The organism is Chitinophaga sp. CB10, assembly GCA_001870995.2.
GTDB lineage: Bacteria > Bacteroidota > Bacteroidia > Chitinophagales > Chitinophagaceae > Chitinophaga.
Genome location: MLAV02000005.1, coordinates 57,783 through 84,592 on the forward strand (window position 1 = coordinate 57,783; position 26,810 = coordinate 84,592).

Here is a 26,810-nt window from a genome sequence, read left to right on the forward strand (position 1 = left end):
ACTATGATTCGCTTTTTATTATCTCCGTTAATTCAATGGTGCGTGCCAGTCGCTTCAGCGCCGTATCGTGATTGGTAACGAACGGATTGGACATATCCCATACATAACCCGCCAGTACGGAACAAATCTGCCCTTTGATAACAGGGTCCGGATTTTTGGAGAAGAATATTTTATCCAAAGTTCCTTCATACCAGGCCATTACATACGAACGGAAGGTATTTACGCCCTGCATGGTAGGTTCCATGTACTCTTTTTCCCAGTCTACCGCTTCCCCTTTCAGCTTGCGGATCACGAGTTTGGCAGCCGTTTGGCTGGATACGCAGGCCAAAGTTACGCCAGATGAGAAAATCGGGTCCAAAAATTCTGTCACGTTGCCGGTAAGCACATAGCCCTCACCGTAGAATTTATCCGTAGTGGCGGACCAGGACTGCAGTACCCGCGGTTCAAATACCAGCTCCACATCCCGGAAACGCTCCCTGGTATAGGGTTCCGCTTCCAGCATGGCGCGGTATTTCTCTTCGTCCGTACCGGGGAAACCGTCAAAGAATTCCGGATCGCTCACAAAACCCACGCTGGTAACGCCGGTAGAGAAAGGGATAATCCAGATCCAGGTGCCTTTTTTATGCACCACAGCCGTAATACGGTTAGGTTCATCGGCCATGGAGCGGCGAACGTCTTTGGTATGTGCAAACAGCGCCTTACGGGGCTGCAGGTTGGAGTTTTTTTCCAGGTTGAAGAGCCTGGGGATAACACGGCCATAGCCGCTGCCATCCACTATAAAGCGGGCTTCGATCTCATATTTCCCGCCGTTGGCATCTTCCACGGTGGTCACAGAATCCGATCCGTTGAAGCGGATATCCGTCACCGTAGTTTCGTATGCTACCGGCACGCCCATCTCTTCCACCGTATCGGCCAGGGTTTTGTCAAAGTCGGCCCGGGTTACCTGCCAGGTGTACTGCCAGCCCGGTGTGTACTGGTCCTTAAACTGGAAGTCGCATACGAGGTCGCCTTTTACGAACTTAGCGCCCGACTTCTGCTGGAACCCTTTTGCTGCAATGGCGTCAATGAATTTAGCTTCCTGCAGGGCATCCATACAGCGCGGCAGCAGGCTTTCCCCGATGACGAAACGGGGGAACTTCAATTTTTCCACCACCTTCACCGAGTAGCCAGCCTGGTGAATGATGGAGGCGGCCACCGATCCCGCAGGACCAGCGCCTATAACCAGTACATCGACTTTTTCAGTTTTCATACGATGCAAAATTTGGGATATAAGATTTGTATATTAATTGCAAGGCACTATGTATCGTAATTATGCTTTCTTACACTTCAGCAGCGTGTAGTTCAATCCCATCTGGTTGTTCTCCTCGGTGATCTTCAACCCGGCGTTTTCGATGCACTGGAAGAAGTCGTCCGTATGGTACATCTGGCTGTTACCGTTTGCCATCGCGGTGAAGTAGAGGGAGGTCTGCTGCAGGCAGAAGGCGGCAGACTTAAACTGCTGGCGGTTCCAGAACGGTTCCAGGATATAAACGGTACCGTCGTCGTTGAGGGCTTCGCGGCAGCGGGAGAGGATGGATTCGATCTCCGCTTCGGAGAAGCAATCCAGGAACTGGCTCATCCAGATGGCGTCAAAACCTTTCGGGAAAGGAATGCTTTCATCCAGGATGTTGGCGATATGAAAATGCACGCGGTTTTCCACACCGGCTTCCTTCATGGTCTTCTGCGCCAGGCCGGCTTGTCCCGGCAGGTCGAAGATGGTTACTTCCACATCCGGGTCCTTAGCGGTGCAGGCCAGCGCCCATTTACCGGTGTTGCCGCCGATGTCCAGCAGCTTTTTAGGTTTGTTTTCGAACACGATGTCCAGCGCGGCCGGCGTGGCCAGGTCGGAATAGTAGTGATCGAAGTCGAACCAGCTTTTACCTACGCTTGGCGGCAGCAGGGAAAGGCCGGGGTATATGGTATCCCACGGGCCCAGTTCCTTAAGGCCGGCGGGTTTACCTTCTTTCAGACTTTCCTGCAGGTGATACATGCCCTTGTAGCAGATATCCTGGGTAAAGTCCATATTGATGCGGGTAAGTTCGTCGTGCAAAATGAAATAACCGGTTTTGGTGAGGGTGTACTTCTTGTCATTTACGATGACGAGCTCCATACCCAAACCTGCTTCCAGCAATACTCTTACGGCATAGCGGTTCATATTGGTTTGTTCCATGATCTCCTCGATGGTGATACCTTTGGAACCGCTCTTGCTTACTGCTGTTAAAATGCCCATATCACGCAGTGCCCGTGTAGCCTGGAATGCAATTGGAGCAAATGCGAGCCATAAAGCGGCTTCTTTAGCCTGTAATGCTGTTTTTGTTTCTTTATTAAACACGACAATGATAAATATGTAGCTGAAGTCCGGGATAAATCAGGCGGCAGCAATCAGCTGATTAAACTAAAAACCATAGCAGCGTTGCAGCCGCCGAATCCTGAAACGGTTTTCAGGAAGTGGCGCGCCTGCGTAGATGCGATGGCGTTACTTATTTTTACCGGCATGCTTACGCCGGAAGTTTCATAATTTTTTGTTGGCAGTATCACGCCTTCCTTCAGCGCTTTCATACTAACGATGGCTTCTATCAGCCCCGCTGCGCCGAGGGTATGGCCGTAGTAGCCTTTCAGGCTGTTCACCGGGATGTTGGCCAGCCCGGCATGGTGCAGGGCTTTGGCTTCCATTTCGTCGTTGTACAGGGTGGCGGTACCGTGCGCGGATACAAATCCTAATTTTTCAGGGGAGATGCCGGAGCCTTCGAGGGCCAGTTTCATGGCCGCGGCCAGCTCTTCCCCGGTGCGGGAGGGCCCGGAAATATGGTTAGCGTCATTGCTGACCGCTCCTGTACCCAACACAAAGTCTTTCGAGAGCGCCTCGCTGGTGGTCAGTATCACCGTGGCGGCGCCTTCTCCCAGGGTAACGCCGTTGCGGGCGGCGTCAAAAGGGCGGCAGGGCGCGGCGCTTACTGCCTGGAACGACTGGAAGCCTGACAATACGAAGCGGGTGAGTACATCCGCGCCGGTAACGATGACGTGGTCGTACACGCCGGCGCTGATCAGCCGCTTTGCCGTGAGGATGGCTACCAGCCCGGAGATGCAGGCGCTGCTCACCACTACCGGCTCGTTGGTAATGCCAAAAAATGCGGCCACCCTGCGGGCGGAATAGCCGAGCTGCATGTGCGCTACCGGGGCGGCACTGCCGGCGGCTTCGCCCTGTTCCAGCAGTTCGATATTTCCTTTGGTGGTGGAAACTATCAGGCCGGTACGGTTGCTTTGCAGCGGGATGTCCGTTTGCGGTAAAGCTGCTGATACGGAAGCGATTAACAGCCGTTCAAATTTCGTATAGTCGTTTAAGTTATTACTGCCGGTATAGGATGCCAGCTGACCGGGGGCCAGCATGGCGGCATAAAACGGAGCAGCGGCATAGGCTGCGTTGTCATGCAGGCTGATTCCTGAATTGCCCAGCAGTACCTGTTCATAATTCTGAAGGGTAGTATTGCCCAGGGGGCTCACGATGTTATCAGCTGCAACAAATACCTTTTGCATATTACCCTTTTAAAGCAGTCCGTGCGCCTGTTTCCATTTGCTGAAAAACGGCGGCAGGGTAAGTTGCAGCAGGGAGGATTCCTTGTCCAGGAAGACCTGCACGGAGGATCCTTTTGCCACTACTTCCCCGGTAACTGCGTGTGTAAGTACGTATTCAAATCTGAGTTTCGCGGCCAGGTCGTCCACGTAGGTGGTTTGCACCACTACCTGGTCCCCATAGCGCAACGGGCGCTTATAATCGCACTGGATATTGACCAGCGGCACGGTGTAACCTTCCGCGGCAATATCCAGGTAGCGCAATCCGTATTTTTCACCGAAAGCTTCTCTTCCGTCCTCAAAATACTGCACATAATTCCCATGCCATACGATCCCCAGGGGATCACAATCATTGAATCTAATCTTTATGGTAGTGCTTTCGGTTAATTGCATGCTTAGCTTTTCTTTTTTGCTGGCTGAGCTTTTGTGTTGGCCACGCCGGTTTTGCCTGATTTTTTGGATGCCGGCGCAGGCGCTGGCGCAGGAGCCGGTGCTGGTTCTACCGGGTCGGTGGCGTTGGCATATTTCTCTCTCAGCTTATTGTAATCGTCGTGAAAATTATCGAGGATGTACTTGACCGGCAGCGCCCAGTAGTTACGGTTACCGAAAGCCATGCCGGTTTTTCCTTCTATCCTTTCGGCCATCAGTACGCGGCGGCTGCCCATATCCACGAGGGTAACAAAGGCAGATGCTTTTTTATCGGTTTTGCTCATGCCGTCCATGACGAGCAGGGCGCCGATGCCTTTTTTACCGCCGAAGTCGAAACCTTTTACCAGTTTGGCCACATCGTCTTCGGTGAGGCGGTGCAGGTCAGCGCTGTTGTCTGATTTAAAGTTGTCGGGATTGATGGCGGAGTTACGTTTGTTCACCAGGCTGATGTCGTAGGTGACGTTTTCGTGCCGGAAATTGCCTGGCACATCGTACTTTTTAGGTTCGTTTACAACCACCTGGTTGATGCCTGCAAAGTGGCTGTCCACAAAATCGATTGGCTTAGCCCCTGCATCCCCGATCAGGCGCGCCTGCGTAAAATCTATACCCAGCCAGGTAAAGGAGGAATCCTTATTGTCCAGGAAGTTTTTCAGTTTTTGCGCTTTTGCAGTAAATACAGTACCCAGCATAAAGGCTGCTACCAGAATGAATGCACTGGTTCTCATGATGCTTAAGTTTTTTTTAGGGGTTGATGAATATTTTAAGTTCACACTGTGCCATCACCTTATCTTGATACACTACTTTGGCGTTTACCATTGTGGCGTTAAACACTTCAGCGCCAATAACGGCAGTAGTTTCAATGGTGGCTCCGGCGGGCGGTGATTCAAAAATTTCAAAATCTTTCACGGCGCCGATAAATCCCAGCGGCACCGGCACGTTTTGCTGGCGGGAGATGTAGCCGATCCTTGCGGCGGCCGTCTGCGCCATGTTTTCCATGAGGCCGGGGGCTGTGAAGTAGCCTTCCTCCACGAAAATATTATCCGCGGCAATGTCCAGCGCGGTGCGGGTAAGCGGCCCTTCCACTTCCAGTATGCCACTGATCATCACGATGGGCGCGCGTTGCGGTATATATGCAGTAATATCGTCTGTATGAATAAACATCTTCACAATTTATTGTAAAAAAAGAAATACGAAGTAAATAGAATTATATGAATTTATTAACAGTATAATCCCGGAATTTATTTCTACCGGGAAACCGGTAGATATTACGGATAGTTGTTATGACACCGGTTCTTCAGGCGGCCATTTTACTTATTCCTCCCAGAAATCGTAGTAGTTAAACCATTGGGTAGGATACTTCCGGATCTTCTCTTCCATCTCTCCTACAAAATCCTTTAAAGCCTGCTCCTGCTGCCTGCGGCCACTGTAAATCCGCGGTTCGGTGGCATAAAAGTGATAGTGCGTAGCCGATTCCTTAAACGCGAAAACCGCTGAAACGGGCACCCTGAACGTGGATGCCAGCAGGAATGGCCCCAGGGGAAACTGCGCCGGGGAACCCAGGAGTTCCGCCGTCATGGTCTTATTGCCGGGCAGAAAGCGATCTGCGTGCATGCATACCAGCTCCTGGTTGCTCAGTGCGTCGTTGATGGCATAGATGTGGGACAGGTCGTCCTTCAGGACAATGATATTCACATTACGCCCACCCGTCACGGAGGAGAGGTATTCTTTGATTCTTTCATGTTCACCGTCGAACATCACGATGTTGATGCGTGCCTGCAGGCGTTTGAAGAGGTGGCCGGCCACTTCCCAGTTGCCCAGGTGGGCGCTGAGCAGGATGCCGCCTTTGCCGCCGCTGACAATATCGCGCAGGTGCTGCTCCCCATCGAAATCGAACGTGAATTTATTGGCCATATCAGCCATCACCACCACCTTATCGATGATGGTCTGCCCAAAGACATAGTAATTCCTGTACAGGTTGATCAACGATTTAAACCTGCCGAAACCCGCTTTGGTATGAAAATAATGGTAAATAGGTCTGGAAGAACTCCAGGAGAACAAAAAATAATACGCGGCTACAAACCTTAACAGGAAATAAGCAGGATACACACCACCATAGCGTAGTATGGCAATAAAGATACTGTAACCCAGCTTATTTCCTTTCGACTTTCCCTGCCAGGACGGCATTATACGAGTTCTTTTTGCTGAATACGAGCAGTTACGTAATTATAGAAATCCTGGAAGGTGACAATGTTCTGAAAATCTTCAGGTTTCACTTTAAAACCGAAGTTGTCTTCAATTACTACCACCATGTCGATATAGTCCAGACTATCCAAGTCCAGCGTAGCTTTGAGATTAGCTTCCGGCGTGATGTCCTCGAGGTTAGCTTCAAACTCCTCTACCAGAAATTTGTTTGTGACAGTTATTACTTCTTTAAGTTCCATATAACGTATAACAGATATAGGTTGATGAAAAAATGTTACGGTTACCAACCAAGCCTGTAAAATCTTCAAATTAGTCCGAGCGCCAAAGTTAAGAATATATTGGGAGTTACACACACCAGGGAATATATGAGTTTATAACTCACAGATGTAAGGCAACAGCGTACACTCTAAAATGGCAACTATTCTACTTCCCATCCCACGCTCTTACGATCAGGGAGGAGTTGGTGCCTCCGAATCCGAAAGAGTTAGACAAAAATATATTAAAATTTTTATTAATTGTATTACTAATTATATTCAGCCTGGCGGCATCGTCGTCCGGGTTTTCGAGGTTGATATTTGGGGCGATAAACCCGTTTTGCTGCATCAGCATGGAATAAACGATTTCGCTGGCGCCGGCCATCCAGCATTCGTGGCCGGTCATGGATTTTGTGGAGCTCACCGGTACATTGCCGCCAAACACCTCGTAGATCGCTTTCGCCTCGCTGGCATCGCCTGCCGGCGTGGAAGTAGCGTGGGCGTTAATATATTCGATGTCCTTTGCCAGGAGCCCCGCATCGCTGAGGGCAATCTGCAGGCTGCGCACCGGCCCGTCCACGGTAGGATTGGAGATATGCGCGCCGTTGGAGGAGAAGCCGTATCCCAGCACTTCGCCAAGGATGGTAGCGCCTCTTTTTTGTGCGGACTCCAAACTTTCCAGGATCACCGTGGCTGCGCCGCCGCTGGGCACGAGCCCGTCCCTGTCGCGGTCAAACGGGCGGGAGGCCCGTTCAGGGTCATGCTCGCGGGTGGAGAATGCCGCGATCGCGTCGAAGTTACCCATGGCGTAAATATTCACTTCCTGGGCGCCTCCGCAGATCACTGCATCCTGCATGCCGTTTTTAATAAACATATAGCCGAGGCCGATAGCATGGGAGCCGCTGGCGCAAGCCGCGCTCACCGTGAAGTTGACCCCCTTCAGTTTGAAGATGGTGGCCAGGTTCATGTTTACGGTGGAGTTCATGGTCTGAAATACAGAACCGGAGCCCACCAGCATGGTATCTTTCTTTTCCCGCATGATATCGTTGGCTTCTACGGTTGGTTTTGCACAACTATCGTTGCCGTAGAGGATACCTACGGGAGTTTTTTCGATGTAATCGGGGTCCATTTTAGCCATGGCCAGGGCTTCCCTGGTGGCCATAAATGCGAATTCGGCCTGTTCGGGCATCATGAGGCGGGCGCGCCTGTCCAGTAAGCCTTTCAGCTCAGGACGTTCGAGCTTGCCGGTGAGGCCGGAGCGGTATCCGAATGCTTTCCTTTCGGGGTCCAGTACAATGCCGGATTTGCCCTTATATAATGAATCTCGCACCTCCTCCAGGTTTTTACCTATGCAGGAGTAGATTCCCAATCCTGTGATCACAACTCTGTTCATAATAGGAGCGGTTAACTATTAGTTGGATTATTATCAGGTATATAGTCCACCGTTGATGCTCAGCACTTCACCGGTGATGTACCCTGCGCCTTTGGAGGCAAAAAATGCCACGGCTTCAGCTACTTCTTCCGCGGTACCGAAGCGGTTCATCGGTACTTGTGCGGCAAGTTCCTTTTCATTCAGTTCTGCCGTCATGTCGGTTTTGATAAAACCCGGGGCCACTGCGTTTACGGTAACGCCGCGTTTGGCGATTTCCTGCGCCAGCGCTTTGGTAGCGCCGATCACGCCTGCCTTGGCGGCGGAATAGTTGGTTTGCCCGGCCAGCCCTTTAATGCCGGATAAGGACACCATGTTGATGATGCGGCCGTAGCGTTTCATCAGCATGCCGCTGAGTACCTGTTTGGTGACATGATAAAAACCATTCAGGCTGATATTGAGTACGTTATTCCATTGCGCTTCGCTCATCATGAACATCAGCCCGTCTTCCCGCACGCCGGCATTATTCACCAGTACTTCAATAGGATCATCTTTGTGTCCTTCGATCCAGGCGCCCAGCACCTGGCTTACTTCTTCGGCGCTGCCCACGTTGAACTGCAGCAGTTCGCCGGTGCTGCCGGCTGCCTTTACCGCTTCCAGTGTTTCGAGGGCCGCTGCCTCATTGCCTTTATAGTTGATCAGAACATGGTAGCCCTGTTCCGCCATTTTAATACATACTGCCCGTCCTATGCCTCTTGAGCCGCCGGTGATAAGCGCACATTTCATTGCTTGAATTTTTTTGCTGTTACAACTGTACCGGCTGGTTTGCCATCAGGTACTCCCTGATCTTCTGCAGGTCCTTGTATTTAGGACTGTCCTCAATAAATTTAGGGAAAATCGCTCTCACCTCTTCGTAAATTTTGTGTGAAAACGCGGCGAGCCTGTCCTGGCAGCCGAGGTAATCTACCGCCTGCAGCATGGTCATCACCTGGATGGCCAGTACCTCGAAGGTATTCCCAATCACCCTGCCGGCCATCAGCGCGGCATTGCAGCCCATGCTTACAATATCCTGGTTGTCATTGTTGTTGGGAATGCTGTGTACATACATCGGGAAGGAAAGCGTCTGGTTTTCCGCCACAGTGGAAGTAGCGGTGAATTGAACGCCCTGCATTCCGAAGTTGAAGCCCAGTTTGCCCAGGTTCATGAACGGCGGGAACTTGTGGTTCAGCTTTTCGTTCATGAGGTAGTTCAGCTGGCGCTCGGAGAGCATAGACAGCTTGGTGATGGCGATCTTGATTTTATCCATTTCCAGGGAAACATAGTCGCCATGGAAGTTACCGCCATGGAATACGTTTTCCTTATGATGATCCACCACCGGGTTGTCGCTCACGGAGTTCAGCTCCTGCACCACCAGTTGCTCGGCCTGTTTCAGGGTATCGAACACAGGGCCCAGGATCTGCGGTACGCAGCGGAGGGAATAGTATTCCTGTACTTTATCTTTGAAAATTTCTTCTTCCAGTTCTTTATAGAGGTGATCCGGACGGTGGCGCACCATTTTGCTGCCCACGAGGATTTCCCGCATGATGGCGGCTACCTTGTTCTGGCCTTCATGCTTTTTAACCGCATTGAGTTCTGCCGACAAATGATCATCAAAGGCTTCCACGATTTCATTGATCATAGCCGAGATGGTGACAGACCAGGCCAGGAGGCGCCTGGCCTCTATCAGATTCACTAAACCCACGCCTGTCATGGCGGATGTACCATTTATGATCGCTAATCCCTCCCGCACATGGATGCCGATAGGCTTAAGGCCCAGACGGGCAAATACTTCCGCGGTGGGCTGGATCTTCTCCTCATAAAAAACCTCTCCTTCGCCAATCAACACCAGCGCAAGGTGAGCGAGCTGCACGAGGTCGCCGCTGGCGCCCACGCCGCCATGCTCAAACACACACGGATATACGTTTTTATTGATCAGGTCTTTCAGCAGGTGTACCACTTCAGGGTGAACGCCGGAATGCGCCTGCATAAAGCTGCTGAGGCGGGCGATCATCAGCCCTTTCGTGTGTACCGGGGATAACAGTTTGCCGGAGCCGGAGCTGTGGCTGCGGATCAGGTTGTATTGCAGCTGGAAGGTATCTTCATCGCTGATACGGTACTGCGCCATCGGCCCGAAGCCGGTGTTGATACCATAGATCAGTTTTTTCGCGGAAAACTTCTTCAGAAACTCAAAACTGGCTTCCACCTGTTGTAAAGCCGCTGCTTCCAATACCAGCTCTTCACCGTTGTAAAGAACCCTGTACGCTTCTTCCAGGGACAGCACCTTACTTCCTATTGCAACCATGGTTACTATTAAATTAAATTTATTGTTTATGTAAAAAAGTGCCCAAATTTAGCATAAAGCTGGGTTTATCCAAATAATTAAGGCACTCCGTTCATTAAAATACGGATAACTACGTTGGCGGTTTCTACGTGTGCAGGGAAGAAAATCAGTCCTCTTCGTCTGTTGATTGCATAGGCGGAACTACCATGACTTTGTCGATACGATGCGCATCCATGTCCACTATCTCGAAGGTAAACCCTTTCCAGCTGAATTTTTCACCGGTACTCGGGATATGTTCCAGGTGGTGGAGGATGAAGCCGGCCAGGGTATCGAAATCCTGTTCAAATTCATTCATCCAGTCTTCCTTGTCAAACTCGGCCAGGAAGTCGTAGAACGGAATCTGGGCATCCACCAGGTAGCTGCCATCGTCGCGGAGGTGCATCTCGTAACTGTCATATTCTTCAGTTTCCGGCATATCCCCTACGATCGCCTCCAATATATCGTTGAGGGTGATCATACCAAGAAACGTACCGTACTCATCCACGATGAATGCGGCGTGTATGTGTGTTTCCTTAAACTTTTCCAGTACCTGGTAGGCGGTGTTGTTTTCAGGAACGAATAGTGGTTTTTTCATTACCTGCGCCAGCGGCAGGGCTTTCCCTGCGACGGCGTAGAGGTCCTTGATGGACACGACGCCTTTCAGGGCGTCTACCTCCCCTTCGCAGACCGGGTACACGGAGTGCAGGCTCTCGCGGATTTTGGTCTGGTAAGTGTCGATGGTTTCGTTGATATCGAGCCAGGTAATATCCGTGCGGTGGGTCATCAGGGAAGTGATGTTCCGGTCGCCCAGATGGAATACCCTTTCAATAATTTCCTGTTCGGTTTCCTCGATGGCGCCGGAAGTGGTGCCTTCGTTGATCATGGCTTTGATTTCCTCCTCCGTCACGTAGCTATCGTTCGGGCGGAGGTTAAATAATTTTACGAGTATATTGGTGGAGGCGCTCAGTAACCAGATGAAGGGCCAGGTGAGCCAGGAGATCACCGTCATGGGGCGGGCCACATTTTTGGCGATCGCCTCCGGTTTGGCCATGGCCAGGCGCTTAGGCACCAGCTCCCCCAGCACGAGGGAGAAATAGGTAATGGCAACTACAATGATGGTAGTGGCCAGGGGGCTGCTATATGGTTGTAAGGCAGGATAATTATTGAGCCAGTTGACGATATCTGTCTTGATATTTTCACCGGAGTAGATACCGGTCAGGATACCGATAAGCGTGATGCCGATCTGGACGGTAGAAAGAAACCTGTCCGGGTTGTTGGCCAGCTTCAGCGCGGCCTTTGCTTTTTCATCCCCCTTATTGGCGAGGTGTTCCAACCGGATTTTACGGGCGGACACCAATGCTATCTCCGACATCGAGAATAGGCCATTGAGTAAAATGAGGATGAGGATAATGACGACTTCCATGATATAAAGTCTAAAAATAATAATTATTCAAATATCAGTGTAATAAATGCCAGTACCAGTCCCAGTGCTATCGCCATCACTTTTTTACGGCTTAATTCATGGTGTTTGGTACCGCTTTCATAGAAAATAGTGGTAGAAATGTGCAGGAAAGCGCCAATGACCAGCGCCACCAGGTACACCAGGTAGTGCGAAACGATTTCGAAACGATGCCCCAGCCAACCGGCAAGTATTGCCGCAACAGGCGTCACCAGCGCAAAGATGACCAGTATCTGCCAGAGTTGCGATTTGGTTTTATGGGCGTGGATCATCACCGTAATGAGGGTCAGCGCTTCCGGAATTTTGTGCGCCGCTACGCCCAGCATCAGCGAAGGCAGGGCCGACTGGTCCTCATACCGGAAGCCCAGCGGAATGCCTTCCATGAAGGCATGGATGGACAGCCCCAGGAGCAGCGGCGTAACGGCAATATGGTGATGGTGGTTTTCGTGCGGGAGGTGCGAATGGCCATGTTCCATGCCATGGGACAGCTGCTGCAGGAATACCTGCAGGAAAAAGCCCAGGACGATATAGGCGCCGGCGGCATGCCCCAGCTCGTGGTAGACTTCAGGCAACAAGTGCATGATAGTGACCCCGAAGAGGAAGGCCCCGGTGAATGCCAGCAGGTAGATGGTGAAGTTGGCACTGATGTGCCTCACCGTCATCGGGATGACGCCCCCGGCGATCGTTGCAACCAGTACAAGTATCAGATAATTCCAGTTCATGTTTTCAATTCTGGTTCCAGTCTAATGCGCCGGCTGAAAAAGCTGCCGCTGAGCAGCCCGATCAGGGATCCCAGCACGGCGCCGCCGGTTACATCCAGCGGATAGTGTACGCCCACATATACCTGCGCGTAGGCTATTGCCGCCGCCCACAGGTAAAATAACAGGGTATATCGGCCAAAGAATGATTTTAAAGTTAAGAAACAAAATGTAGCCAACGCAAAATGGTTGGCAGCGTGGTTGGAGGTAAAACTGCCGCTCATAGGGCAATACACCACCAGCACCCGGGTATAGTGGGACACCACCGGGTCGCGGCAGGGCCTTATCCTGCCAAAATAATCTTTCAGGAACAAGCTTAGCTGATCCGAAATCCCGAAGGTGATGAGAAAGAAAACGATCCAGAAAAATCCTCTCCAGCCAAAGTTAATGGTCACGAACAACGCCAGAAACAGGTACAGGGGCGCCCAGATGTAGGGCTCCCGCAATATTGGCATAATGACGTCCAGCAGCGCGTTGTGCCACTGCCCGTTGATATGGAAAAATAACCTGAGATCGCCACGAAGTAAACTGTCTAGCATGGCTGTGTTTTTGTGGCTATGATGATGAGCCGGGGCGACTGCTGGGCATCATAGCTGTTAAAATGATAGTCTCCGAATATTTCCGTGATCTCCATTCCCTGCCGGGTCAGCATTTCCCGGAAATCCTCCCTGGTAAATGCGTTCACACTTTCCGTGTACTTCAGCCTGCGCATTTTTTCCTTATCGAGGATACTGATTTCCTTGAGGAACTTGTTGTTTTGCAACTCCCGGTGGATGTCGAACACGACATGATCTTTCTCCTTCACTTCAGCTTTAACAAGATGTGCGGCCACATAGTTGCTGTTCAGGTAGTCCAGTACCAGTTTGCCGCCCGGCTTGAGGGCGTTGGTCAGGGTACGCAGGGCGTTATCGTTGTCCCGTTGGGTATCGAAGTAGCCAAAGCTGGTGAAGAAGTTGAATACGACGTCGAAATAATTAACGCGAAAGGGTAAACGCATATCGTGCTGGAAAAAGCTCAGGTGATCATTTTCCATTTTTTTGGCCACGTTGATGCTTTCCGTGGAAAGGTCTATCCCGGTTACATAATACCCTTTATCCGCGAGGTATTTGGCATGGCGCCCTTTACCGCAGGCTACGTCCAGCATTTCAGCATCCGGCGCGGGGCGGAGGTAAGCCAGCAGTTTGTCAATAAAAGCAGCAGCCTCCTTTTCATCCCTGTTGCTGTACAAGAGGTGATAATAAGGAGAATTGAACCAATCTTTGAACCATGATTTTTCTGCTTCCACTGCGTATGATTATTTTTTATTATTAAACAGTAAATATCGTGTGCTTTCGTAATAGCCACGTGTTAAATTATCCAGATATTTTGCCGTATCCGGCAGTTGGGCGGCCACGTTTTTCTGCGGATTGCCTTTCAGGTCGTACAGGGCCGGCTCGCCGGTTTTGTCGTTTACCTCGTAGAGGTACTGGTCCCCTATCATCGCATAATACCCTTGCTGGTTGCGCACGTAGGAGATAAATACGTATTTGCCATTGGCCCGGGTACTGTCGAACAGGTTCATACCCATGGTATAGTTATTATACGGCATCCCTACCATACCGGCCACGGTAGGATAAATATCCAGGAGGCTGCCCGGGGTGGTGATCACCTGGCCCGGTGTGATATGTTTGGGACTGTACATGAAAGCGGTTACGTGCACGCTGCCGGTAGCCATTTCGTATTCCGGCAGGGGCATAAAGCTGTACGGGTTGAGGATGCAGTTATGATCGCCGAAGAATACGAAGATGGTATTATCCAGGTAGCCGTCTTTTTTAGCCATGTCGATCAGGTGGCCCACGTTATAATCTTCATAGCGCAGGGCGTTGAACTGGTCCACGCTCACAAAACCGGACTTTTTGAATTTCTCCATGTCCAGGTCTTTTTCCCGGAGGGCTTTGAAATCGCCGTTGCCTTTGGTGGTGGTGTACGGCGGGTGGTTATCTGCCAGCTGCAGGAAGGCGATGAAAGGTTTCTTTTTATCGTTGTTCTCCTTGAAGATGGCGCTGGCTTCGGTGATGAGGTCGAAGTCGGACACGCCCCAAACGTCCGCCTTGGGCGATTTCCAGTCCCCTTCCTCGAAAATTTTGAGTCCTTCCACGTTGTTGGTGAATACCGCGCGGATATTTGCCCAGTTGGTGTTACCGCCGAGCATATAGTATTTATCGTAGCCGGTGAACTGGTCCATTACCACCCGCTGGTCCAGCATCTGCGGATGGCGGCTGGCGGTGCGTACCCGGGTAACATCCGGCAGGCCGGTCGTAACGCCAAATACGGTTCTGGCGGTGCTTACCGCCGGCACGTAGAAATTTTTGAAGAGGATCCCCCCGTTGGCCAGCCGCAACATATTGGGCGTAGGCTGCATGGGGTTGCCGTAGATACTGGTAGGCGCTGCACCGGTGGATTCCAGCATGACGAGCACGATGTTTAGCCTGGGTTTGGAGCTATCCCCCGGGATTTGTCGTTTATACGTCAGCGTTTGCGGATTAGGCTGGTCCACGCCCAGGTACTGCGCTGTTGGCAGGTAATATTTACGGGTGAGTTCCAGGTCAAACGAGTCGCCTTTTACATTCAGGTTAGATACGAAATACAGGATGGGGTTGAGCCCCAGGCTGGTAACGCCATTATCCCGGGTGAACATGGCCTGGCTCCAGCGCAGCGGGAAGTACGCAAAATTGGCGTAGATACCGGCAGCGGTGAGGAGGATGAGGGCGCTGGTCCAACCGATGAAGGCGCCTTTGCGGAGGTATATCTCCGGCTGGGCGGCAAAATGCTTCCAGGTACGCTTTTGAATAACCAGGAGGAAGAACATAAACAGGGCGATGGCCAGCACGCCGCGCACTACGGGATAACTCTGCCATACCATGCGGGCGTTATCGGCGCGTTCGCCTTTGGCGAGGAAGCGGAGTACGGAGGGATCGAGCCGGATGCCCAGGTAATCGTAATGCCCGAGGTCCAGTATATATAATAAGGTGAGCCCGAGGTAGAGTATAAACAGGTAGGCAAAGTTAAATTTACGTATAGGCTTGCGCGTGAAGTAGCTGTTTCTGAAAATTAACGTGACAATCAGCAGGGGCGCCATCAGGATCAATGTAAGACGCATGTCAAATTTAAGCCCCAGGTACCATGCTTTGGAGATCACGGCCGCATCTGTGATGGTGGTTTTGAAGAAGAACAGGTAGAAGATCAGCCTGAACATAACCATCAGCAGGAACAGGTAAAGCGTTTGAACAAACACATATCGAATATACCGGGGTATATTCTTCCAGAAGTTTTGCATGTAACGTATAGCCGTTTTTTTAAAAGCGTAGCTGCAAATATAGTTATAAGTTATTAGATAAGGCGTGTTTGGAGGCGTATAATGAGCGGTTTAGGCCCCGGTTCATCACAATTTACTAATTAGGAAATCTGGCACGGATTTTTTTATATTTGCCTTCCTTTAAAAAACGAAACTTGTGGCACTGATCAAATCGATATCCGGCATACGCGGAACCATAGGCGGCAGGCCCGGCGAGGGACTTTCTCCAGTAGACGTAGTAAAATTCACAGCAGCTTACGGCACCTGGCTTAGCAGGAACACAGACAACCGGAAGGTAGTAATTGGCCGTGATGGCCGTATTTCCGGGGAAATGGTGAAAAACCTGGTGGTTTCCACCCTGGTGGGCTTAGGTATAGACGTGGTAGACCTTGGTTTATCCACTACGCCTACCGTAGAAGTAGCCGTTAAGATGGAAAAAGCTGCGGGTGGTATTATTCTCACCGCCAGCCACAATCCGAAAGAATGGAATGCCCTGAAATTACTGAACAGTGAAGGTGAATTCATTTCCGGCGAAGACGGGGCGCAGCTCCTGGAAATCGCTGCCAGCGAAGACTTCAACTTTGCCGATGTGAACAAACTGGGTACTTACACCCAGGATGATTCCTACCTGCAGAAGCACATCGACCTGATAGTAAATTATCCGCTGGTGGATGTGGAAGCTATCCGGAAACGTAACTTCAAAGTAGTGGTGGACGCGGTGAACTCCACGGGCGCCATCTTCGTTCCTGCCCTGCTGAAAGCTTTGGGTGTAGAACAGGTGGAAGTGTTATTCGGAGAAGTGACCGGTAAATTCAGCCATAACCCGGAGCCACTGCCGGAAAACCTCGTGGCGCTTTCCAACGAAGTAAACAAATCAAAAGCTGACCTGGGCATTGCGGTAGACCCGGACGTAGACCGTCTGTGCTTCGTAAGTGAAGATGGCAGCATGTTTGGTGAAGAATATACCCTCGTGGCCGTAGCGGATTACGTTCTCGGCAAGCGTAAGGGCAACACCGTTTCCAACCTCTCTTCCACCCGCGCCCTGAAGGACGTTACGCTCAAACATGGCGGCGTGTACACCCCGTCTGCCGTAGGCGAAGTAAACGTGGTAAGGAAGATGAAGGAAACCAACGCCGTGATCGGCGGTGAAGGCAACGGTGGCATCATCGTTCCGGACCTGCATTACGGCCGCGATGCGCTCATCGGCATTGGCCTGTTCCTGAGCCACCTGGCACACAGCGGAAAGAGCATCAAAGCGCTGCGCAACAGCTACCCCGACTACTTCATCTCTAAAAACAAAATTGAGCTGGACAAAGGAGTGGATGTAAAAACTATCTTCGAAAAGATAAAGGATAAATATAAAAATCAGCCTATCAACACCGAGGACGGGCTGAAAATAGAATTCGAAACTGATTGGGTGCATCTGCGTACTTCCAATACCGAACCGATTATCCGTATTTATGCTGAATCGCAGAATGAAACCACTGCGGATAATATTGCAAAGCGGATCATGCAGGATATTAAGGAGTTTATGCACTAAGTAAAATTGAAAAGCGGCAAGCTGAAAAAGGCCGTCTCAGGGAACTGAGACGGTTTTTTTATGCCCATAAAAAAAGAGCAGCCGAAGCTGCTCTCTTAATAACGCAAGGAAGAAGTTTATCAGGTGTATTCTGTAAGTCATACAGAATAACCATAGTATCATACAGCGCTTCATCCGGGGCCACCGGCCCCGGACTTCCGCGCCAAAAATTTAAATCAGTTCTTTCAGTTTCGCAATCACGGTATCCACTTCTTCTTTCGTATTGTTTTTGGAGAAGGAGAAGCGTACGGCAATCTGGTTAGGATTACTGTTGACAGCGCGGATTACGTGGGAGCCTGCATTGGCGCCGGATGTGCAGGCGCTGCCGCCGGAGGCGCAGATGCCGTTGATATCCAGGTTGAACAGGATCATTTCGCTTTTTTCTGTTTTCGGGAAAGAAGCATTGAGCACGGTGTACAGGCTGCGGCCATAGAGGTCCCCGTTGAAGGTAACGCCGGGGATGTGCTGCTGCAGCTGTTCCGCCATGTACTTACGCAGGCCGTCGATATGCTGACTATGCTCTTCGTAGTGGGCGGTAGCCAGTTCGAGCGCTTTCGCAAAACCGATGATACCATACAGGTTTTCGGTACCGGCGCGCATGTTGCGTTCCTGGCTTCCGCCCTGTATGAACGGCGTGATCTTCACGTTTTCGTTGATGTAGAGGATACCTACGCCTTTAGGACCGTGGAATTTGTGGCCCGCGCCAGTAATGAAATGCACCGGCGTGTTTCTCAGGTCGAAAGGATAGTGCCCTACGGTTTGCACAGTGTCGGAATGGAAGATGGCGTCAAACTCTTTGCAGAGGGCGCCCACCGCGTGGATGTCCAGCAGGTTGCCGATTTCGTTGTTGGCGTGCATCAGCGTCACGAGGCTTCTCTCTTTGGAACCGGCCAGCAGCTCGCGCAGGTGCGCGAGGTCCACATGACCATCCGGCAGCAGCTTCACGAAGGAAAGCGCCACACCCTGGTGATGCAGGTGTTCTACGGTGTGCAGGGTAGCGTGGTGTTCGATCGGGGAAGAGATGATGTGTTTGCATCCCAGGTCCTTCACGGCCGCGTTGATAGCGGTGTTGCTCGCTTCTGTACCACCGGAGGTAAAGAAGATCTCTCCCGGGTGAGCGTTGAGAATTTTGGCTACGGTTTTGCGCGCGTTTTCAATTCCCAAACGGGATTCTCTTCCGTAGGAGTAGATGGAAGACGGGTTTCCGAATTTTTCGGTCATGTATGGCAGCATTGCCTCCAATACTGCCGGGTCCAGCGACGTGGTGGCCGCGTTGTCAAAATATATTCTTTCCAATGCGTTGGTTTTTGAAAAAAAGAATAATAATGGTTGTTCAAAAAACTTAGCAAAGGTCCGAAAAAAATACGAATTACGAATTTTTGTTGATGACGTCGTAAAAGCGGTCCCGGTAGCCATCGCTGATTGGGATGGACTGATTGGCGATCATGACCGTGTTTTTTTCCACGGAATTTATTTTATTGAGCGAAACCAGGTAGGAGCGGTGCACGCGGATGAATTTATCCGCCGGCAGCCGCGTTTCGAACGACTTGAGGCTGCGCAGCGTCAGCACGGGCTGCAGTTGCGTATAAATTTTGGTATAGTCTTTCAGCGCCTCGATGAAGAGGATATCTTCCAGGTTGATTTTTATAATCTTATATTCAGTTTTAATAAATATATAATCATTTAACCATGCGGCCTCGGCCACAGGGTTCACCTTATGCTGATTGGCGGCCATCAGCTCCCGCGCCTTGGCGGCGGCTTTGAGGAAGCGTTCGAAAGGTACGGGCTTCAGCAGGTAGTCCACCACATCGAGGTCGAAGCCGTCGAGGGCATACTCCCCGTAGGCGGTGGTAAAAACCACCATTGGCGGGTGTTTGAGCGATTTCAGGAACTGGATACCCGTGATATCGGGCATCTTAATATCCAGGAAAACCAGGTCCACCGGCTCATCCTGCAGGTAGCGCAGAGCGGTTGCTGCATTTTCAAATTTACCTTCCAGCGATAAAAACGGCACCTTGCGGATATAATCTTCAATAATTTCAAGTGCCAGTGGCTCATCATCAACAGCGATACATTTGATCATTTTTTCAGCAACAGTTTAAGATCAACAATAAATTCGTTTCCAGCATCCCTGACGTCCAGGTGATGATCTTCAGGGTAAAGCAGTTCCAGTCGTTTCATGACATTATCCAGCCCAATTCCGCCTCTCTCCGCCACCCGCTCTTTGAAATGGCTGTTTTTAACAATTAGTCGGATCATATTTTCGTCTAGCAATATGTCTATGTTAATAAAAGAGGGTTCGGCATAGCTGATGCCGTGTTTAAACGCATTTTCCACAAAGGGCACCAGCAGCATAGGCTCTATCAGCAGATCCGCCGTGTTGCCGCGTACATCATAAGTCACCTCAATATCATGGGGCAGGCGTAACCGCTGGATGTCGATATAATCCGACAGGTATTTCAGCTCCTGCTCCAACCGCACCCTGGCCACGTTCGCATCGTAAATCATATACCGCATGATCGTGGAAAGCTTTAGTATAGCGTGTTCCGTTTGATCGGACCGTTTATGCGCCAGGGAGTAGATGGTATTTAGACAGTTAAACAGGAAGTGAGGATTAATCTGCGACTTTAAAAATTTTAATTCCGCGTTTAACTTCTCCACTTTCAGCTCCTCCCGTTGCTTTTCGGAACGGAACCACTCCTGCGCAATTTTGATAAAGCCGCTCATAAACAACATCAGCATCGCGAAAAAGCCGGAGCGGCGCAGCGTTTCAGGGAACAACAGGAAGTCCCAGAAGGAAGCGCGCCCGCCCATTTCCAGGATACGCATACGGCGGTGCATGGGCGGCACGAACGTAGCGGAATCAGCGGCCAGGGCGACATGGAAATTCTCAGCCGGGAGTGCGGAAGTGACAACGTCAGCAGCTACCCCAGGCAGCGCTTTCATTTCCCCCAAAACTTTAAACGAACTATCCCCCTGAGAAGTTACCTGCATTTCGCGCAGTCTTTTATCAAAGCGTATAGCCATGCCCGGGCGCATCCTGCTGCCCAGCAGGTAGTAGTCCAGCGCCACCTGTTGCAGCGTGATGAACAGGATTAACAGGACGATGCTGCCCAGGTAGACGCCGATTTTCTTCTGGTTGAAAAACCTCGGTATCAGTACGTAAATGTTCAGGTAAAAAAGCCCGATCAAAAAAAGGTTATCGATCAGCTCCTTTACAAAAAAGCCCGTATGCAGGATCTGTATCCTGTATATGAAAAAGGGCATAAACAGGAAACATACCCACGCCAATACATGCAGGCTGATGACGAACGGACGATACTTAAAAAGTTGTTTGAAATTAGGCATCTGTGAAATGATGCAGCGAACATAGTATAGTTGAGGTTATCCTTATGTTAAAATGTGTTAATCAAGTATTGACAATATGTTAAAATAAAATATCCAATTAAAATATTCTTAAAGAAACCTTAAAATCTGCGAAAATACAGGCTGCTGGCGGATGTAGCAGGCGCCAATAGCAAAGCCCCCATGCGTAACACATGGAGGCGCCGGCTGCCAATTTTAATAAAAGACTACATCAATAGTTAATTTGAAGCTGCTGAATTTCTGCTGGGCTGACAGCAGGAATTTTATGATTCGTCAGCTTCTCCACCATCAGCTGCCCTACCCGCAGCGCGTCGGTTTTGGTTTTAAAAACATGATTTCCGGGTACGCCTGGTATCACATCCTGGTAGATAAATGTTTTTCCATCCACATTTACTTTATACCCCCATCCATCGCGGATCTGAAAGGGTTCCACCACCACGGCGAGCATATCCGCGGGCTGCTGTTTGCGGGCATTCGCCTGCCAGGCAACAGCGGCCAGCAAAGCCAATATGCCGGCCATCCACAAATATTTTCGTTTAGTCATTCTTGTTATATTCAGCAGAAGGATCAAATTCCCACATATCGTCAAAAGGCTGGCTGGAGCTGGTTCCCAGCACAACAAAGCCACGGTCTTTAGCGGCAAAGCCGGTAGCGTAACTCCGGCCTGCGCCTTCAAAATCGGTTTTCTGCGTCCAGAGGTCGGAAGCAGGATCGTATTCCCACACGGCGGTAGACAGGCCGCTTTTCAGGCCGCTGACTACATAGCCTTTGCCCTTGATAGCGAATGCGGCGGCGGCATAGCCGGCAAAATTATACGCATCGTCGAAGCTTTCATCCGTAGCATTGGAGATGGACCGCAGGGTTTTCCAGTTATCGGCCTCGGGATCGTAGGACGCGAAGTCCGCGATGTTGCCGTTGTTGGCGATACCCATACAAACGTATGCCTTGTTATTGATTACGAACACGGAAGCGTCGGTCCTTTTACCGAGGTTCATACTCTGCACCTGCGTCCAGCTGTCCGTTGCGGGGTCGTACCGCCAGTTATCCTTTAACCAGTTGCCATCGTAGCCGGTGGCAAAATAGCCGTATTCGCTCCCGCCTTTGGTAAGGCTGAACCCTACTGCGCCATAGCGGGCGGTGCCGGCAAAGTTGGCTTTTTTGGACCAGCTGTTGGCTGAAGGATCGTATTGATAGAAATCGCTGAGTTTATTTAGTCCGTCGTAACCAATCCCTACATATCCTTTTCCGCCGGCAGCAAAGCCGCTGGCGTTATTACGCGCAGCGCCGGGAAAGGAGGCTTTCTGCGTCCACTGGTTCATATCAACATCGTATGACCAAAAGTCCTGTAACCGGTTGGTACCATCATAACCGGTACCAACATAGGCTTTATTATCAATCACAAAGGAGGCAGCGGCGCTCCTTGCCACCCCTTCAAATTCAGAACGTCGGATCCAGTTACCTACCTTACTGGTGGTGGTACTGTCTTTAGAGCAGGAGGCCACCAGGGAAGCGATCAATAATAAACTATAACTGCTGATATTTCGCATTTGCATGTGCTTTTTAACTGCGCCAAAATTATCCGCAGCAGCATTCCGGCAAACAGGAAATAGACATTTCCCCCTTTTTACCGGATAAATACCAGCATTTTATCTGCCAGTAGTATTCTTTCGGCCGGGAACGCCCGCTGGGCGCGTATTGGCGTCACATGGAACGGATGCTGCGATTCGTCGATGAATTTCCCGGGTTGGCATATTACGCGGCAAGTAAGTATTGATCCTGTCTAAAATTGCGCACTATGATTTATAAGTACACCGGCATATGGGTTTTGCTAACGTTGCTGTTACTGTCAGCAGTACTCCCCTCCTGCCAGAAGACAGGCTTTACCTATGATAACATCATAGATAATAATGAAACGACGGATTATATCATCAGCGATACTTTGTCCGTAACGATGAAAAACATCCAGTACGACTCGGTGCCCACCTCCGGTTCCGGGGCGGCGCTCATCGGCTACAACAATGATCCGCTGTTTGGGAAAATCACTGCCGGCACTTACTTCCAGCTGGCGGCGCCGGCCACGCTGGATATCCCGGAGTACGGGGCCGCCTACGACTCCATGGCCCTGATCCTGATGCCGAATACCTACTACCAGGGCGATACCACGCGGCCGCAGGACCTGCGCATCTACCGCGTGCAGCAAACCATAAAGCCGGCCACGAACTATACCAATATTTACAACAATAATACTTTTCAAACGGAAACCACGCCTATCGGCAGTTACACGGGAGTGATCCGCCCGCATACGGATAAGACCATCAGCGTGCCAATGTCCAACACGCTGGGGGCACAGTTATTTGAAATGATCCGCAGCAAAAGCGCGGACATCAGCACCACCAACACCTGGCAGGAGTTTTTCAAAGGGCTCTATATCACAGCGGGCCCGCTCAGCCAGGCGGTAAGCGGCTTCCAGGCGCAGGACAGCACGCTGTACATGCGCCTGTATTATCATAACAATGAACTGATCACAAAGGTGAAATACGTGGATTTTAAATTCACGAACAGCAGCGTGCAGTTCAACCATATTGACTACGACCGCTCCCAAACCGCCATCAGCGCGCTGGGGCCCACGATGAGAACATTACCTACCAGCAGTACCAACAACGCCGGTTACATGCAGCCTATAACGGGAGTGATTACACGAATGGACATTCCCTATCTTAAAAACCTGCTGCAGCTGGGAAAATATTTTCAACTGATGAAAGTGATCCTTACCCTGAAACCCATTGCCGGCAGCTATACGGATCACCGCCTGCCGCCGCGGCTGGCGCTCTGCCGCATTGATAACGCGAATAATATTACGGATACGCTTTCCTACGGTACGCTGGTGAAGGATGATTTGTTTAACGAGAACACTTACTACTCTTACGATATCACGGCGTACTGTAAATCCGAGCTTTCCGCCGACGGCCTCACTACCCGCGGACTGGCGCTGACGCCGAGCAGCGGCGATGCAAAAACCACCCTGGACAGGCTCGTGCTGGGGGATCCGCAAAACGCCGGGAGCAAACTGAAAATCCAGGTGTACTATTTACTGTACAAATAGGAAGTATTAGCATGAAGAAACACAATATATTTTGGCTGCTCCTGCTGTTGGGCAATTATGCCAAAGCGCAGCACGGACTGAATTCGATTTATTCGGCCTTTGGCATCGGCGACCTGGAAACAAGGGATTACAGCCGCAATTTTGGCCTGAGCAGCACCGGCATAGGGGCAAGGCCCACCGGTTACCTGAACGACCTGAATCCGGCTTCCTACAGTGCAATACCTACCCAGAATTTTATGCTGGACTTATCCCTCCGGGCGCAAAGCGTGAGCTACCAGGGGAAAAATCTGAGTCAAACCGCGGGCGACCTGAACTTCAAACGCCTGGCCATCGGCTTTAAAGCGGCCAGCTGGTGGGGCGTCAGCGCGGGCATCACGCCGTTCAGCTCAGTGGATTACAAAATCCTCAGCAAGGAGTACATCACGGGCAGCGGCACAGCCGTAACCGGTACCATGACGGGGACGGGCGGGCTTAACCGGGCTTACATTTCGAACGGCTTCCGGTTGTCGAAGAATTTTTCCGCGGGCGTGGCGACCAACTTTTTGTTCGGGCCCCTGGATGTATCGCAGTCGGTAGGTTCGGATTCTATTGTTACGCAGCGGCATTCCTATACGTTCAAACCCAACTTCACGGTAGGCGCGCAGTACCAGGGCAAGATTACGGATGATTGGAAGCTGGGGCTGGGCGCTACTTACCGCTTCCAAACAAAAATGAAGCTACAACAGAAACTGAACATCATCAACCAGGATGAAACGGTGCTGTTCACGGAAGACCGGGAGCCTTCCTGGTTTACGCTGCCGAATGAAATAGGCGCCGGTATATCGCTGAGTAACGGGGCTTTCACCTGGGTGGCGGACTATCGCAAACAGCAGTGGAACGGGCTTGACAACAAAGGCACCGGGTATTATTACCAGGATGGGGAGCGGTATTCCACCGGTTTTGAATACGCGCTGCAAAAGCAGTACTACAATCGTTCTTATGAGGGTATGACGTTCCAGGTGGGATTTAGTTATAACAAATCGCCGCTGGTGATCAACCATACGCCGGTGACGGATAAATCAGGCACGCTGGGGTTTTCCGTACCGAGCCGGAACGGGGCGTTGCGGTATTATATAGGCGTGGAAGCGGGCCAGCGCGGGACGATGAATAACGGGTTGATTAAGGAGAATTATGTGAATGCGGTGTTTAATTTTAGTTTGAGGGATATATGGTTTATTAAGCGGCATTATGAGTAGTATTGGGGAGAGAAGGGGCTGCCGGGAGGCGGTCCTTTTTTGTTTGTTTTTTGGGTATAGAGAAAAATTTATGGCTGCATTGGCAACTATTTTGCGTTGCTTCAACATTATCGGCCACTGAAACTGCCGATCTCAACACCGTACCTGGATGCATTGCGCTACCATTAAACGCATGATCAGCACCGACAGCGTAATCGCAATAATGTAACTTGAATCATATGCCTCCTTTCAACTATTTACTCCGTCAGCAACTCCTTAAACCAATACCCCGAATCCTTTATGATCCTTTGCTGCGTTTCAAAATTCACATACACCAAGCCAAACCGCGCCCTGTATCCTTCCGCCCATTCAAAGTTGTCCGTCAGCGTCCAGGCGAAGTAGCCGTCCACCGGAATGCCTTCCCGGCGGGCTTTTAGCACTGCGGCGATGTACTCCCGGAAATAGTTGATACGTGCCGTATCATGCACCGCTCCGTCCTCTTCCAGGGTATCCGGGAAGGAGGCGCCGCCTTCCGTAACAATCAGCTTTTTAACGCCTTTGTAGGCGCTGAACTGCTTTAGTACTTCATAGAGGCCATTCCCGTTGATCTCCCAGCCAAGGCCTGTCACCGGCACATTGCGGGCGCGGGGCTTTACCTCCGATACGCCGAGGATAGGCATAAAGGCATTATATCTCACCACCAAAGGGAAATAATTCTGTACGCCTATAAAATCAAATTCAAAAGGCAGCTTCTCCCAGTCGCGCCACAGGGCATAGCGTTTCCCGATTTTTTTCAGCAGCGGAAAATCATCCACCGGGTAACCAAGGCCCAGCGAGGGTTCTATAAAGAGGCGGTTAAAAAGGGCATCCGCACGGCGGGCCGCATATAAGTCCTTTTCATTGTTGGTATAAGGAATAATCTGGGAGCAGGAAAAGGTAGTGCCGATGTTGGCTTCCGGCATTTCCTCGCGGATAATGCGGGCAGCGCCGGATTGAGCCAGTACCGTATGGTGTACCGCCGGCAGAAAATAGGATAGCCCGAATTTGCCCGGCGCATGCACGCCCAGCATATACCCCAGGGCGGTGTAGCCGAAAGGTTCGTTGAGGATAATCCAGTTGCGCACTTTAGCGCCATATTCACGGATGCAGATCCTGGTGTATTCTTCAAAGGCAAATACAACGCCCCGGTGGCACCAGCCGCCTTTTTGCTCCAGGGCCTGGGGCAGGTCCCAATGGTATAGGGTGATATATGGCTCCAGCCCTATTTCCAGGCAGGCGTCTATCACCTTGTGGTAAAATGCTATCCCCTGAGGGTTCAGCTCTCCTGTACCTTTCGGTAAAATACGGGACCATGCGATGGAAAAACGGAAAACGGAGAAGCCCAGTATCTTTGCCAGCAGTATATCCTGGAGGAAGCGGTTGTAGAAATCGGTAGCCACCCGGGCATGACTGCGATCCTTGATCTTGCCTTTGCGGGCGGAGAAAGTATCCCAGATAGAGGGGCCCTTGCCATCATCGCTGAAGGCGCCTTCATTTTGAAAAGCGGATATAGTTACGCCCCATAAAAAGTCATCCCCAAAATCCTTTCGGCTAAAGGGCATGCCGGAATCTTGCATAAGCAAAGTGATATTCTGATGCAGTTTACGACTCTTTGCGTAAAAAAATAATTATGAAATTGTTAACCTCCACTTTAGGCTAGCGGCAGCCACCGGAAAAAAACAGGCTATCCCCATTTCAATATTGCTATTTTTGATGATCAAACAGGGAACAAGACC

The 26,810-nt window shown here is 50.8% G+C and carries 25 protein-coding genes; 3 read left to right on the forward strand and 22 right to left on the reverse strand.

Annotation, left to right across the window (positions count from 1 at the left end; genetic code table 11):
- Window position 1: 1 nt before the first annotated feature.
- The 16 genes from BOC67_RS09000 to BOC67_RS09075 all read right to left on the reverse strand — a co-directional run bounded on the left by BOC67_RS09000 (window position 2) and on the right by BOC67_RS09075 (window position 15,755).
- The gene (locus BOC67_RS09000) at window positions 2–1,249 is read right to left on the reverse strand and encodes an NAD(P)/FAD-dependent oxidoreductase (RefSeq protein WP_291909605.1); all 1,248 of its coding nucleotides are present in this window, start codon (window positions 1,247–1,249) and stop codon (window positions 2–4) included.
- Window positions 1,250–1,309: 60 nt separating this feature from the next.
- Window positions 1,310–2,371 (reverse strand): cyclopropane-fatty-acyl-phospholipid synthase family protein, encoded by a 1,062-nt coding sequence (locus BOC67_RS09005; protein ID WP_367115550.1) that lies wholly within the window; start codon window positions 2,369–2,371, stop codon window positions 1,310–1,312.
- Window positions 2,372–2,421: 50 nt separating this feature from the next.
- Window positions 2,422–3,573, reverse strand: coding sequence for a beta-ketoacyl synthase N-terminal-like domain-containing protein (locus BOC67_RS09010; RefSeq protein WP_291909609.1), 1,152 nt, complete (start codon window positions 3,571–3,573; stop codon window positions 2,422–2,424).
- 9 nt (window positions 3,574–3,582) lie between these two features.
- On the reverse strand, window positions 3,583–4,002 hold the full coding sequence (locus tag BOC67_RS09015; protein WP_291909612.1) for a thioesterase family protein: 420 nt from the start codon (window positions 4,000–4,002) through the stop codon (window positions 3,583–3,585).
- A gap of 2 nt (window positions 4,003–4,004) precedes the next feature.
- A complete protein-coding gene (locus tag BOC67_RS09020) occupies window positions 4,005–4,763 on the reverse strand; it encodes a hypothetical protein (protein WP_291909614.1) in 759 nt (252 codons plus the stop codon).
- 16 nt (window positions 4,764–4,779) lie between these two features.
- Entirely contained in the window at window positions 4,780–5,199 is a 420-nt protein-coding gene (locus tag BOC67_RS09025; RefSeq protein ID WP_291909617.1) for a 3-hydroxyacyl-ACP dehydratase, read from the reverse strand.
- A 150-nt stretch (window positions 5,200–5,349) separates the two neighbouring features.
- Entirely contained in the window at window positions 5,350–6,222 is an 873-nt protein-coding gene (locus BOC67_RS09030; protein ID WP_291909619.1) for a lipid A biosynthesis acyltransferase, read from the reverse strand.
- Window positions 6,222–6,479 carry a phosphopantetheine-binding protein gene (locus BOC67_RS09035; protein ID WP_291909621.1) on the reverse strand — a complete coding sequence of 86 codons (258 nt, stop codon included), beginning with the start codon at window positions 6,477–6,479 and terminating at the stop codon, window positions 6,222–6,224. The genes BOC67_RS09030 and BOC67_RS09035 overlap by 1 nt, the downstream gene beginning before the upstream one ends.
- A gap of 184 nt (window positions 6,480–6,663) precedes the next feature.
- The gene (locus BOC67_RS09040) at window positions 6,664–7,887 is read right to left on the reverse strand and encodes a beta-ketoacyl synthase (protein WP_291909624.1); all 1,224 of its coding nucleotides are present in this window, start codon (window positions 7,885–7,887) and stop codon (window positions 6,664–6,666) included.
- Between the two features lie 33 nt (window positions 7,888–7,920).
- A complete protein-coding gene (gene fabG, locus BOC67_RS09045) occupies window positions 7,921–8,649 on the reverse strand; it encodes a 3-oxoacyl-ACP reductase FabG (protein WP_291909627.1) in 729 nt (242 codons plus the stop codon).
- A 19-nt stretch (window positions 8,650–8,668) separates the two neighbouring features.
- Window positions 8,669–10,204: a histidine ammonia-lyase gene (gene hutH / locus BOC67_RS09050; RefSeq protein WP_291909630.1), complete on the reverse strand. Its 1,536-nt coding sequence runs from the start codon at window positions 10,202–10,204 to the stop codon at window positions 8,669–8,671.
- A gap of 145 nt (window positions 10,205–10,349) precedes the next feature.
- Window positions 10,350–11,645: a hemolysin family protein gene (locus BOC67_RS09055; protein ID WP_291909632.1), complete on the reverse strand. Its 1,296-nt coding sequence runs from the start codon at window positions 11,643–11,645 to the stop codon at window positions 10,350–10,352.
- A 23-nt stretch (window positions 11,646–11,668) separates the two neighbouring features.
- A complete protein-coding gene (locus tag BOC67_RS09060; protein ID WP_291909635.1) occupies window positions 11,669–12,403 on the reverse strand; it encodes a ZIP family metal transporter in 735 nt (244 codons plus the stop codon).
- Window positions 12,400–12,978, reverse strand: a complete 579-nt coding sequence (locus BOC67_RS09065; protein ID WP_291909638.1) for a phosphatase PAP2 family protein — start codon at window positions 12,976–12,978, stop codon at window positions 12,400–12,402. Before BOC67_RS09065 ends, BOC67_RS09060 begins: the two co-directional genes overlap by 4 nt.
- Complete coding sequence (locus tag BOC67_RS09070; protein WP_291909642.1) at window positions 12,972–13,724, reverse strand: bifunctional 2-polyprenyl-6-hydroxyphenol methylase/3-demethylubiquinol 3-O-methyltransferase UbiG; 753 nt, start codon at window positions 13,722–13,724, stop codon at window positions 12,972–12,974. Before BOC67_RS09070 ends, BOC67_RS09065 begins: the two co-directional genes overlap by 7 nt.
- A gap of 9 nt (window positions 13,725–13,733) precedes the next feature.
- Window positions 13,734–15,755 (reverse strand): LTA synthase family protein, encoded by a 2,022-nt coding sequence (locus BOC67_RS09075; protein ID WP_291909645.1) that lies wholly within the window; start codon window positions 15,753–15,755, stop codon window positions 13,734–13,736.
- A gap of 175 nt (window positions 15,756–15,930) precedes the next feature.
- Between BOC67_RS09075 and glmM the strand changes: the two genes are divergently transcribed.
- Window positions 15,931–17,313, forward strand: coding sequence for a phosphoglucosamine mutase (glmM, locus tag BOC67_RS09080; protein WP_291909647.1), 1,383 nt, complete (start codon window positions 15,931–15,933; stop codon window positions 17,311–17,313).
- Between the two features lie 210 nt (window positions 17,314–17,523).
- On the opposite strand, the gene BOC67_RS09085 is transcribed toward glmM, so the two are convergent.
- The 5 genes from BOC67_RS09085 to BOC67_RS09105 form a co-directional block, all read right to left on the reverse strand.
- Window positions 17,524–18,648 carry a cysteine desulfurase family protein gene (locus BOC67_RS09085; RefSeq protein ID WP_291909650.1) on the reverse strand — a complete coding sequence of 375 codons (1,125 nt, stop codon included), beginning with the start codon at window positions 18,646–18,648 and terminating at the stop codon, window positions 17,524–17,526.
- A gap of 73 nt (window positions 18,649–18,721) precedes the next feature.
- On the reverse strand, window positions 18,722–19,435 hold the full coding sequence (locus BOC67_RS09090) for a LytTR family DNA-binding domain-containing protein (protein ID WP_291909654.1): 714 nt from the start codon (window positions 19,433–19,435) through the stop codon (window positions 18,722–18,724).
- Window positions 19,432–20,700, reverse strand: a complete 1,269-nt coding sequence (locus BOC67_RS09095; protein ID WP_291909656.1) for a sensor histidine kinase — start codon at window positions 20,698–20,700, stop codon at window positions 19,432–19,434. The genes BOC67_RS09090 and BOC67_RS09095 overlap by 4 nt, the downstream gene beginning before the upstream one ends.
- Before the next feature lie 229 nt (window positions 20,701–20,929).
- Complete coding sequence (locus tag BOC67_RS09100) at window positions 20,930–21,262, reverse strand: DUF4907 domain-containing protein (protein ID WP_291909658.1); 333 nt, start codon at window positions 21,260–21,262, stop codon at window positions 20,930–20,932.
- Window positions 21,255–22,265, reverse strand: coding sequence for a kelch repeat-containing protein (locus BOC67_RS09105; protein ID WP_291909661.1), 1,011 nt, complete (start codon window positions 22,263–22,265; stop codon window positions 21,255–21,257). Before BOC67_RS09105 ends, BOC67_RS09100 begins: the two co-directional genes overlap by 8 nt.
- Before the next feature lie 248 nt (window positions 22,266–22,513).
- Between BOC67_RS09105 and BOC67_RS09110 the strand changes: the two genes are divergently transcribed.
- A complete protein-coding gene (locus BOC67_RS09110; protein WP_291909663.1) occupies window positions 22,514–23,821 on the forward strand; it encodes a DUF4270 family protein in 1,308 nt (435 codons plus the stop codon).
- An 11-nt stretch (window positions 23,822–23,832) separates the two neighbouring features.
- Window positions 23,833–25,056, forward strand: coding sequence for a hypothetical protein (locus BOC67_RS09115; protein ID WP_291909665.1), 1,224 nt, complete (start codon window positions 23,833–23,835; stop codon window positions 25,054–25,056).
- A gap of 236 nt (window positions 25,057–25,292) precedes the next feature.
- Here the strand turns inward: BOC67_RS09115 and BOC67_RS09120 are convergent, their stop codons facing one another.
- Window positions 25,293–26,651: a GH1 family beta-glucosidase gene (locus tag BOC67_RS09120; RefSeq protein WP_291909668.1), complete on the reverse strand. Its 1,359-nt coding sequence runs from the start codon at window positions 26,649–26,651 to the stop codon at window positions 25,293–25,295.
- Window positions 26,652–26,810: the final 159 nt, after the last annotated feature.

Coding starts and splice junctions, on each gene's coding strand:
- BOC67_RS09035 (WP_291909621.1), bottom strand. CDS start 6,479: ATGGAACTTAAAGAAGTAATAACTGTCACAAACAAATTTCTGGTAGAG.
- BOC67_RS09020 (WP_291909614.1), bottom strand. CDS start 4,763: ATGAGAACCAGTGCATTCATTCTGGTAGCAGCCTTTATGCTGGGTACT.
- BOC67_RS09090 (WP_291909654.1), bottom strand. CDS start 19,435: ATGATCAAATGTATCGCTGTTGATGATGAGCCACTGGCACTTGAAATT.
- BOC67_RS09110 (WP_291909663.1), top strand. CDS start 22,514: ATGATTTATAAGTACACCGGCATATGGGTTTTGCTAACGTTGCTGTTA.
- BOC67_RS09015 (WP_291909612.1), bottom strand. CDS start 4,002: ATGCAATTAACCGAAAGCACTACCATAAAGATTAGATTCAATGATTGT.
- hutH (WP_291909630.1), bottom strand. CDS start 10,204: ATGGTTGCAATAGGAAGTAAGGTGCTGTCCCTGGAAGAAGCGTACAGG.
- BOC67_RS09000 (WP_291909605.1), bottom strand. CDS start 1,249: ATGAAAACTGAAAAAGTCGATGTACTGGTTATAGGCGCTGGTCCTGCG.
- BOC67_RS09055 (WP_291909632.1), bottom strand. CDS start 11,645: ATGGAAGTCGTCATTATCCTCATCCTCATTTTACTCAATGGCCTATTC.
- BOC67_RS09060 (WP_291909635.1), bottom strand. CDS start 12,403: ATGAACTGGAATTATCTGATACTTGTACTGGTTGCAACGATCGCCGGG.
- BOC67_RS09065 (WP_291909638.1), bottom strand. CDS start 12,978: ATGCTAGACAGTTTACTTCGTGGCGATCTCAGGTTATTTTTCCATATC.
- BOC67_RS09040 (WP_291909624.1), bottom strand. CDS start 7,887: ATGAACAGAGTTGTGATCACAGGATTGGGAATCTACTCCTGCATAGGT.
- BOC67_RS09010 (WP_291909609.1), bottom strand. CDS start 3,573: ATGCAAAAGGTATTTGTTGCAGCTGATAACATCGTGAGCCCCCTGGGC.
- BOC67_RS09030 (WP_291909619.1), bottom strand. CDS start 6,222: ATGCCGTCCTGGCAGGGAAAGTCGAAAGGAAATAAGCTGGGTTACAGT.
- fabG (WP_291909627.1), bottom strand. CDS start 8,649: ATGAAATGTGCGCTTATCACCGGCGGCTCAAGAGGCATAGGACGGGCA.
- BOC67_RS09095 (WP_291909656.1), bottom strand. CDS start 20,700: ATGCCTAATTTCAAACAACTTTTTAAGTATCGTCCGTTCGTCATCAGC.
- BOC67_RS09100 (WP_291909658.1), bottom strand. CDS start 21,262: ATGACTAAACGAAAATATTTGTGGATGGCCGGCATATTGGCTTTGCTG.
- BOC67_RS09120 (WP_291909668.1), bottom strand. CDS start 26,651: ATGCAAGATTCCGGCATGCCCTTTAGCCGAAAGGATTTTGGGGATGAC.
- BOC67_RS09115 (WP_291909665.1), top strand. CDS start 23,833: ATGAAGAAACACAATATATTTTGGCTGCTCCTGCTGTTGGGCAATTAT.
- BOC67_RS09025 (WP_291909617.1), bottom strand. CDS start 5,199: ATGTTTATTCATACAGACGATATTACTGCATATATACCGCAACGCGCG.
- BOC67_RS09075 (WP_291909645.1), bottom strand. CDS start 15,755: ATGCAAAACTTCTGGAAGAATATACCCCGGTATATTCGATATGTGTTT.
- BOC67_RS09105 (WP_291909661.1), bottom strand. CDS start 22,265: ATGCGAAATATCAGCAGTTATAGTTTATTATTGATCGCTTCCCTGGTG.